A 6,185-nucleotide genomic window follows, 5' to 3' on the forward strand; every position below is an offset into this window, starting at 1 on the left:
TTTTCCGCCATGACCATCCGAGTTAATACCTACTCACGAAATGCTTAAAGTCTGAGACAATCAGAAGCGACTTGAAAATATAAACTCATCAATAACACTGCCCATTCGTCCTCAATCGGGCTTTGTGCAACAAATACAAGGGAGAAACTCGGTATGAAATTAGCTTACTGGATGTATGCAGGTCCGGCTCACATTGGCACTCTCCGCGTTGCCAGTTCATTTAAGAATGTCCACGCGATCATGCATGCACCACTGGGCGATGATTATTTCAACGTGATGCGATCGATGCTAGAACGGGAGCGAGATTACACCCCAGTCACCGCCAGCATCGTAGATCGACACGTTTTAGCACGGGGTTCTCAGGAAAAAGTGGTGGATAATATCATCCGCAAGGATAAGGAAGTCACCCCAGATCTGATTGTATTGACCCCCACCTGCACCTCCAGCATTCTCCAAGAAGATTTGGGCAACTTCGTCGAACGCGCTCAACTTGAAGCCAACGGTGATGTGATGCTGGCAGATGTGAACCACTACCGGGTGAATGAACTACAAGCCGCCGATCGCACTTTAGAACAAATTGTCCAGTATTATCTGAACAAGGCGAAGAAGAAAGGGGAATTACCAGAGGGTAAGACTCAAAAGCCTTCGGTGAACATCATTGGTATTTCCACCCTCGGCTTCCACAACCAGCACGACTGCACCGAGTTAAAGCGGTTAATGGCTGACTTGGGGATTGAAGTGAACGAGGTGATCCCAGAAGGCGCATCAGTTCACAATCTGAAAAATTTGCCTCGTGCTTGGTTTAACCTCGTACCCTATCGGGAAATCGGTATGATGGCGGCGCGTTACCTGGAAGCCGAGTTCGATATGCCTTACGTGGATATCACGCCGATGGGGGTTGTGGAAACGGCGCGTTGTATCCGTAAGATGCAGCAGGTACTCAACCAGCAAGGCGCTGATGTGGATTACGAGGAGTATATTAATAATCAAACGCTGTATGTATCCCAAGCGGCTTGGTTTTCACGTTCCATTGACTGTCAGAATTTGACCGGGAAGAAAGCCGTTGTCTTTGGTGACAATACCCACGCGGCGGCGATGACCAAGATTTTGGCACGGGAGATGGGGATTCATGTGGTGTTAGCGGGGACTTATTGCAAGTATGATGCAGACTGGTTCAAGGAACAGGTGAGCGAATACTGTGACGAGATCCTAATTAGTGATGATAACGGCAAAATTGGGGATGCGATCGCGCGGATTGAACCCTCGGCTATTTTTGGCACTCAGATGGAACGCCATGTGGGTAAGCGGTTGGATATTCCCTGTGGTGTGATTGCTGCACCAATTCACATTCAAAACTTCCCCATTGGGTATAAACCATTCATGGGTTACGAAGGGACAAATCAAATGGCTGATTTGGTCTATAATTCCTTCACCTTGGGAATGGAAGATCACCTGTTGGAAATCTTTGGCGGTCATGATACCAAGGAAGTGATTACTAAAGGGATTTCCGCTGGTTCTGATTTGAATTGGAATAAAGAAGCGCAAACTGAATTGAATAAGGTTCCAGGTTTCGTGCGCGGTAAAGTGAAGCGGAATACAGAGAAATTTGCGCGGGAGCGAGGGTTTAGTGAAATTACCCTTGAGGTGATGTACGCCGCTAAGGAATCTGTCGGCGCTTAGAGAAAGGACTTCGCGATCGCACGCCTTGTAGTAGCATGAGAGTGTTTCCTAGCTGGGGACACTCTCATTGATGTAGAAGTAGGGGTTGGCGGAAAATGACACAGAGTAATTCTGATAAGGTAAACTTTATAAATTTACAGAATTGTATTGATAAACGCCTTTAATTCGGAACATGCTTCAATAGCATCCATCAGATCGTTTTGCTCTAAGATTTTTTTTGCATCACGCGCTTTATTATAACTCCGGGAACTTTTTCCCAATTCAAAGATTTCTTTAATTCGCTGGGAAGGCGGATTATCATGATTAACTTTCTCAGGATTGCTACTGGGAGCCGACTTATTATGTTTAGCCAGTTTCTGAATGGTTGACCAAAACGGTAAAAGCCAAGCTTCAAATTCATAGGACGCAACATGGGGATAAAAATTGGGGTTATTTCCAACCCATTCCCTCATTTTTTTCTTAGCATCTTCTGCATCTTCAAAATCTCTAATCCCTTTAGTATAGCAGTAGACACATCGATTAGGACAAACGAACTGTTGTAGAGACGCTTCAAAAGCGCGTCTCTACATAAATGATGCGTCCTAACCGCTATGGCGATTGCTATATCTGTATAAACGTCTGTCAGTGCAATGACAGCATCATAAGCATCTTTACCACTCAGGAGTTTTTCAACCTGACGTTTGAGTTTATTTCCTTTAGGAATACGACCACCCGCTCCAGATGTGACAAACTTTAGTTTGGGCATCTGTTGGGGTAAATACCGCTTGAGAAACTCGATGAGGATTGGCTTAAACGCTTTTTCAGTTTGAAGTCCATTTTAATGGACAATAGCTCTCAGCCAGTCCTTTGAAATTGGGGCGGATGTTTGAGCCTTAATACCGGATGATCTCCCTCGCTAGATGTTGGATTACCGAGAAAGCGCGGCGGGTAATTCCACGGGAAATACTTCACCCACTGAGACATCGTGGGTGTGAGTCGCCACCACGACAACGCCTAAACGGGGGTCATAACATCCCACCCAGGCGGCGGGATGACATTCGTGAACTAGGTAACTGTACAGCCAAATCGGACCTTTTCCTTCAATGACGATACCTTGGTTGAAGGGTATTCCTTCTGGTAGTTTGATTCCTTTAATGTCTGGGGGGGAAATAATGCCGTCATCTGTTGTAATCTGGAAATGCAGGTGTTGATAGGGTAAACCGGTTTGGGTTTGATGGGGAAGCAGTTGAAGTTGAATCGCGTTCATGGTTTTTGCCGTTCTGTGAGTACGAGGCTAATGTAGCAGCTTCGAGGAAAAACCCTTTTCCGACGACAGGAAGGTTTGGCATTTAAGGGGGTTTGCTTGTATTATTATCGAATAACGACAGAACCTGGAAAACTGCATAGCGAAATACGGTAAATTAGCTTATCTACACAGGTCACGCGATCGCTCCAAACCTCATTTTTTCGTTGAGGTGTGTCGATGGCGGTCTAGGTAATGGTTTTGGACGATGAAAACCGGAGATTTTTATCAATAAGCGTTGAGTAATTGACAAGGAAAAAAGGTGTGTAGATTTGGCTTCTGAAACCCTCTCTCTGTAAGGTTTCCTGAGCGAACTCTTGACAAACTCACTTCCCCGAAAGGGGATGGAAACCTTGGTTTGATTCTCATTGTTAATTTCCTCTAAACTTGACAAACTCACTTCCCCGAAAGGGGATGGAAACTCTCCAAAACAAGTTTCGTGCAGTTCTGCTTTCTTGACAAACTCAATTCCCCCAAAGGGGATGGAAACTCTGGTATCAGTAAGGTGGGCAATGCCCACCCTACAACTTGAAAAATTTTTGAGCAGGGAGAGAATAGCTGATGTCACAAACCAATTGGATTCGTGTCTTAGAGGCTAATAAATTGATGCGATCGCGCCAAGACAACTCAGTCTACCCTATATATATAGGATCAACCCCTTAAAAATCCGGCATTCACCCCATCATGGCACCCCGCAAACGCCGCCAAACCCAACCCCCTCCATCCCGCCATCCCTGGACACCGGATACAGAATTAGTCGGACTCGTCTTAGAATTAACCGCCAACGCCCCAGACTCCCTCTATACTCAATACACTGTCGGACTCCACGCCTGGTTCTTAGATCAAGTCCGCCAAACTAACCCCGAACTCTCCGCCTATCTCCATGATGGTCAATCCGAAAAACCCTTCACCCTCTCGCGCTTAGACGGAGACTTCCTCACCTCTGGAAAAACCCTCAAACTAACTCAAGAATTTCTCGCCCAACGCCAGCGCCAGGGGGGGAGTCGGGCGCAAGACATCGCCGAAACCTGGGCAACCATCTTAGCACGACGAGAAATGGGGGAATCCTTAAACGCGATCGCAGATGATCTGGAGATGCGTTATCAAACCGTCAAAACTTACGCCAAATTAGCCCGCCGTGCGATCTTGAACCATGACAGATAACTCTACTTAGCCGTGAAAACCCGTATTTTTGTAGGGGCTTCCTTTAGGGACGAAAACTAACTTAATTAACAGTATTACAGTTGTTCCCCGTAACCGCTACTATTGCTATGTATAACATTGAGGCGGTTCAGGGGCAATGCATGAATTGAATTCATCCTCCTCCACACAAGCAGAACGGTTTCGGCGGCTTCAGAGCCAGTTGCGCGATCGCTGGTCTAGTATTGAGCTATTTGACCAGGATGATCGCGACATCTTGGTGGTGCCCTCTGTCTCCGTTGATCAGCGAGAACTAGCCAAGATTCCGGGTTTTCTGCACTATGAGGAACGGCTGTTATTTTCCCTGATTCGCTTACGCAATCCCCGCACCCGCCTGATTTACATAACGGCGGTACCGCTATCGCCGATTGTGATTGATTATTATTTGCAACTGTTACCCGGAATTCCGTTTTCTCACGCCCGTGAGCGTTTGATGCTCCTCTCCACCTATGATGCCTCACTCAAACCCCTGAGCCAAAAAATATTAGAACGTCCCCGGCTAATGGCGCGAATTCGTCAGGCGCTACGTCCGCACAAGTCCTATATGGTTTGTTACAATTCCACCCAGCTTGAGCGAGAATTATCAGTAAAACTCGGTCTACCCCTTCTCGCACCTGACCCCGATTTACTCTACTGGGGAACCAAGAGTGGGAGTCGGGAAATTTTCAAACTCAGTGGTGTATCCCATCCCGATGGCTGTGAAACAATGTGGACAGTGGACGAGTTGGTGGAAGCAGGGGCTGTATTGTGGGAACGTCATCCCGACTTAAAGCGGATGGTGATTAAACTCAATGAAGGCTTTTCTGGGGAAGGGAATGCCATCCTGGATTTGAGAAAAATCCCCGACGCAGCACCAGCAAAAGCGTCTCATGATCAACGGGTTGCAGCTATCCACGAAGACTTAGAACATTTAGGCTTTCAGGCAAAGAATGAAACCTGGACTCAATTTTCCAGTCGCATCCCAGAGTTAGGCGCGATTGTCGAAATATTTATCGAAGGAGAGAAAAAGCGATCGCCCAGTGTACAAGGGTATATTACCCCGCGTGGTGAGGTAAAGATACTCTCCACCCATGATCAAATTTTAGGCGGTCCAGATGGTCAGATTTATCTGGGCTGTCGATTTCCCGCTGATGCAGCCTACCGCTTACCCCTGCAACAGATGGGAATTAAAGTGGGACAAGTTCTGGCACAAAAAGGTGCAATCGAGCGTTATGGCGTGGATTTTGTCGCCGTTCACCAGCCGGAGCAGGGGGAAAATGCCTGGGATTTACAGGCGATAGAAATTAACTTACGCAAAGGGGGAACCACCCATCCGTTTATGTCGCTTCGGTATTTAACCAATGGTCATTACGACGCCTCAACGGGTTTATTTCACAGTCAGCAAGGTCGCCAGAAATATTACATCGCTACTGATAATTTACAAAAGGATCATTACCGAGGGTTAATGCCTAATGATCTGATGGATATTATCACCCATTATCGTCTACATTTTGATAGCAGTACCCGTACTGGCAATGTGTTTCATCTGATGGGCGCCCTTTCAGAGTTCGGCAAACTGGGATTAACCTGTATTGGCGACTCCCCTCCAGAAGCGGAGGCATTTTATAACCAGGTGATGCAAGTATTGGATCACGAAACCACCGGGACTGATAATGACCAGTTTTCTTATCCCTGTGAGCCGATTTCCTGGTTCTCCAAGTGATATCGAATCCGCTTGATTGCATACAGATGCGGCTTTCCCGTAGTTAGGGCTTGCTGCACAACTGCAAAACCCTTATCTATCAAGGCTTTGAGTAGCATAGACATTGGATCATCTTCAAGGAAATAGGGTAAAACCCTTTCATACCCTTGCACCGCTATCAGGGAAAATGTATCATTGCTCCCCCTGCTCCCCCTGCTCCCCCTGCTCCCTTCACCCACAACTTATTCAGCAAGCCCTAGTTAGGATGGTAATAAAAATGAGCTATCTCCTAGGGTTTGATTAATGACGACTACATCAGTTTCCAGATATGTCACTCGTAAT

At 46.7% G+C, this 6,185-nt stretch carries 4 protein-coding genes and 2 pseudogenes; 3 read left to right on the forward strand and 3 right to left on the reverse strand.

The features are described 5' to 3' along the window. Positions 1-153 precede the first annotated feature (153 nt). On the forward strand, positions 154-1,680 hold the full coding sequence (gene bchB / locus RIM23_RS05855; RefSeq protein ID WP_446365284.1) for a ferredoxin:protochlorophyllide reductase (ATP-dependent) subunit B: 1,527 nt from the start codon (positions 154-156) through the stop codon (positions 1,678-1,680). Between the two features lie 134 nt (positions 1,681-1,814). Here bchB and RIM23_RS05860 read toward each other — a convergent pair. The 3 genes and pseudogenes from RIM23_RS05860 to crn3 form a co-directional block, all read right to left on the reverse strand. Beyond that, positions 1,815-2,174, reverse strand: a pseudogene (locus tag RIM23_RS05860) (DUF4276 family protein); the annotation flags it as partial. Between the two features lie 113 nt (positions 2,175-2,287). Further along, positions 2,288-2,464, reverse strand: a pseudogene (locus RIM23_RS05865) (DUF4276 family protein); the annotation flags it as partial. A gap of 123 nt (positions 2,465-2,587) precedes the next feature. Continuing rightward, the gene (gene crn3 / locus RIM23_RS05870; protein ID WP_446365286.1) at positions 2,588-2,926 is read right to left on the reverse strand and encodes a CRISPR-associated ring nuclease Crn3/Csx3; all 339 of its coding nucleotides are present in this window, start codon (positions 2,924-2,926) and stop codon (positions 2,588-2,590) included. A gap of 720 nt (positions 2,927-3,646) precedes the next feature. On the opposite strand from crn3, the gene RIM23_RS05875 reads away from it, so the two are divergent. Beyond that, positions 3,647-4,126, forward strand: coding sequence for a hypothetical protein (locus RIM23_RS05875; protein WP_446365288.1), 480 nt, complete (start codon positions 3,647-3,649; stop codon positions 4,124-4,126). A 136-nt stretch (positions 4,127-4,262) separates the two neighbouring features. Beyond that, on the forward strand, positions 4,263-5,864 hold the full coding sequence (locus RIM23_RS05880) for a peptide ligase PGM1-related protein (protein WP_446365289.1): 1,602 nt from the start codon (positions 4,263-4,265) through the stop codon (positions 5,862-5,864). Positions 5,865-6,185: the final 321 nt, after the last annotated feature.

The organism is Coleofasciculus sp. G3-WIS-01, from assembly GCF_040223135.1.
Classification (GTDB): Bacteria; Cyanobacteriota; Cyanobacteriia; order Cyanobacteriales; family Coleofasciculaceae; genus Coleofasciculus.